3 tRNA genes and 2 rRNA genes are annotated in these 2,947 nt (G+C 53.7%); all 5 read left to right on the top strand.

Annotation, left to right across the window (positions count from 1 at the left end):
* Window positions 1-2,477, top strand: a 23S ribosomal RNA gene (locus ACFCYE_RS17885); the annotation flags it as partial.
* A gap of 55 nt (window positions 2,478-2,532) precedes the next feature.
* Window positions 2,533-2,648, top strand: a 5S ribosomal RNA gene (gene rrf, locus ACFCYE_RS17880).
* 18 nt (window positions 2,649-2,666) lie between these two features.
* A tRNA-Met gene (locus ACFCYE_RS17875) sits at window positions 2,667-2,743 on the top strand.
* Window positions 2,744-2,745: 2 nt separating this feature from the next.
* Window positions 2,746-2,821: transfer RNA gene (locus tag ACFCYE_RS17870), tRNA-Asp, on the top strand.
* 9 nt (window positions 2,822-2,830) lie between these two features.
* Window positions 2,831-2,906: transfer RNA gene (locus ACFCYE_RS17865), tRNA-Phe, on the top strand.
* The last annotated feature ends 41 nt before the right edge of the window (window positions 2,907-2,947 follow it).

The raw sequence follows: 2,947 nt of genomic DNA, 5'->3' as shown, positions 1-2,947 counted from the left end.
GACTCCCTAGTGACCGATAGTGAACCAGTACCGTGAGGGAAAGGTGAAAAGCACCCCGGGAGGGGAGTGAAAGAGAACCTGAAACCGTGTGCCTACAAGTAGTTAGAGCTCTGTGCGTCTTTCCTTCGGAAAGACGCCGAGTGATAGCGTGCCTTTTGTAGAATGAACCGGCGAGTTACGATTTCAAGCGAGGTTAAGCTGAAGAGGCGGAGCCGCAGCGAAAGCGAGTCTTAATAGGGCGAATGAGTTTGAGGTCGTAGACCCGAAACCAGGTGATCTACCCATGTCCAGGGTGAAGGTAAGGTAACACTTACTGGAGGCCCGAACCCACGCACGTTGAAAAGTGCGGGGATGAGGTGTGGGTAGCGGAGAAATTCCAATCGAACTTGGAGATAGCTGGTTCTCTCCGAAATAGCTTTAGGGCTAGCCTTAAGGTAAGAGTCTTGGAGGTAGAGCACTGATTGGACTAGGGGCCCTCATCGGGTTACCGAATTCAGTCAAACTCCGAATGCCAATGACTTATCCTTAGGAGTCAGACTGCGAGTGATAAGATCCGTAGTCAAAAGGGAAACAGCCCAGACCGCCAGCTAAGGTCCCAAAGTATACGTTAAGTGGAAAAGGATGTGGAGTTGCTTAGACAACCAGGATGTTGGCTTAGAAGCAGCCACCATTTAAAGAGTGCGTAATAGCTCACTGGTCGAGTGACTCTGCGCCGAAAATGTACCGGGGCTAAACGTATCACCGAAGCTGTGGATGGACACCGTTGGTGTCCGTGGTAGGAGAGCGTTCTAAGGGCTGTGAAGCCAGACCGGAAGGACTGGTGGAGCGCTTAGAAGTGAGAATGCCGGTATGAGTAGCGAAAGAGGGGTGAGAATCCCCTCCACCGAATGCCTAAGGTTTCCTGAGGAAGGCTCGTCCGCTCAGGGTTAGTCGGGACCTAAGCCGAGGCCGAAAGGCGTAGGCGATGGACAACAGGTTGATATTCCTGTACCACCTCCTCACCATTTGAGCAATGGGGGGACGCAGGAGGATAGGGTAAGCGCGCTGCTGGAATAGCGCGTCCAAGCAGTTAGAGGGGTGACGAGGCAAATCCCGTCACCATGTACCTTGAGCTGTGATGGCGAGGGAAATATAGTAGCGAAGTTCCTGATTCCACACTGCCAAGAAAAGCCTCTAGTGAGGTGAAAGGTGCCCGTACCGCAAACCGACACAGGTAGGCGAGGAGAGAATCCTAAGGTGAGCGAGAGAACTCTCGTTAAGGAACTCGGCAAAATGACCCCGTAACTTCGGGAGAAGGGGTGCTCTGTTAGGGTGCAAGCCCGAGAGAGCCGCAGTGAATAGGCCCAGGCGACTGTTTAGCAAAAACACAGGTCTCTGCGAAGCCGTAAGGCGAAGTATAGGGGCTGACGCCTGCCCGGTGCTGGAAGGTTAAGAGGAGCGCTTAGCGTAAGCGAAGGTGCGAATTGAAGCCCCAGTAAACGGCGGCCGTAACTATAACGGTCCTAAGGTAGCGAAATTCCTTGTCGGGTAAGTTCCGACCCGCACGAAAGGCGCAACGATCTGGGCACTGTCTCAACGAGAGACTCGGTGAAATTATAGTACCTGTGAAGATGCAGGTTACCCGCGACAGGACGGAAAGACCCCGTGGAGCTTTACTGCAGCCTGATATTGAATGTTGGTACAGCTTGTACAGGATAGGTAGGAGCCTTGGAAACCGGAGCGCCAGCTTCGGTGGAGGCATCGGTGGGATACTACCCTGGCTGTATTGACCTTCTAACCCGCCGCCCTTATCGGGCGGGGAGACAGTGTCAGGTGGGCAGTTTGACTGGGGCGGTCGCCTCCTAAAATGTAACGGAGGCGCCCAAAGGTTCCCTCAGAATGGTTGGAAATCATTCGCAGAGTGTAAAGGCACAAGGGAGCTTGACTGCGAGACCTACAAGTCGAGCAGGGACGAAAGTCGGGCTTAGTGATCCGGTGGTTCCGCATGGAAGGGCCATCGCTCAACGGATAAAAGCTACCCCGGGGATAACAGGCTTATCTCCCCCAAGAGTCCACATCGACGGGGAGGTTTGGCACCTCGATGTCGGCTCATCGCATCCTGGGGCTGTAGTCGGTCCCAAGGGTTGGGCTGTTCGCCCATTAAAGCGGTACGCGAGCTGGGTTCAGAACGTCGTGAGACAGTTCGGTCCCTATCCGTCGCGGGCGCAGGAAATTTGAGAGGAGCTGTCCTTAGTACGAGAGGACCGGGATGGACGCACCGCTGGTGTACCAGTTGTTCTGCCAAGGGCATCGCTGGGTAGCTATGTGCGGACGGGATAAGTGCTGAAAGCATCTAAGCATGAAGCCCCCCTCAAGATGAGATTTCCCATTCCGCAAGGAAGTAAGATCCCTGAAAGATGATCAGGTTGATAGGTCTGAGGTGGAAGTGTGGCGACACATGGAGCTGACAGATACTAATCGATCGAGGACTTAACCATATTTTTGAATGATGTCACACCTGTTATCTAGTTTTGAGAGAACACTCTCAATTTGTTTGGTGGCGATAGCGAAGAGGTCACACCCGTTCCCATACCGAACACGGAAGTTAAGCTCTTCAGCGCCGATGGTAGTTGGGGGTTTCCCCCTGTGAGAGTAGGACGCCGCCAAGCTTGTTATCTTTATATCATCGCGGGGTGGAGCAGTACGGTAGCTCGTCGGGCTCATAACCCGAAGGTCGCAGGTTCAAATCCTGTCCCCGCAACCAATGGTCCCGTGGTGTAGTGGTTAACATGCCTGCCTGTCACGCAGGAGATCGCCGGTTCGACCCCGGTCGGGACCGCCATTTTATGTTGGCTCGGTAGCTCAGTCGGTAGAGCAGAGGACTGAAAATCCTCGTGTCGGCGGTTCGATTCCGTCCCGAGCCACCATTTTTTTGTTTTTTTTTATGCCGGCTTAGCTCAATTGGTAG

Source organism: Microbacterium sp. NPDC056234, from assembly GCF_042267585.1.
GTDB lineage: Bacteria > Actinomycetota > Actinomycetes > Actinomycetales > Microbacteriaceae > Microbacterium.
This window is presented reverse-complemented; position numbering and strand designations above follow the sequence as displayed.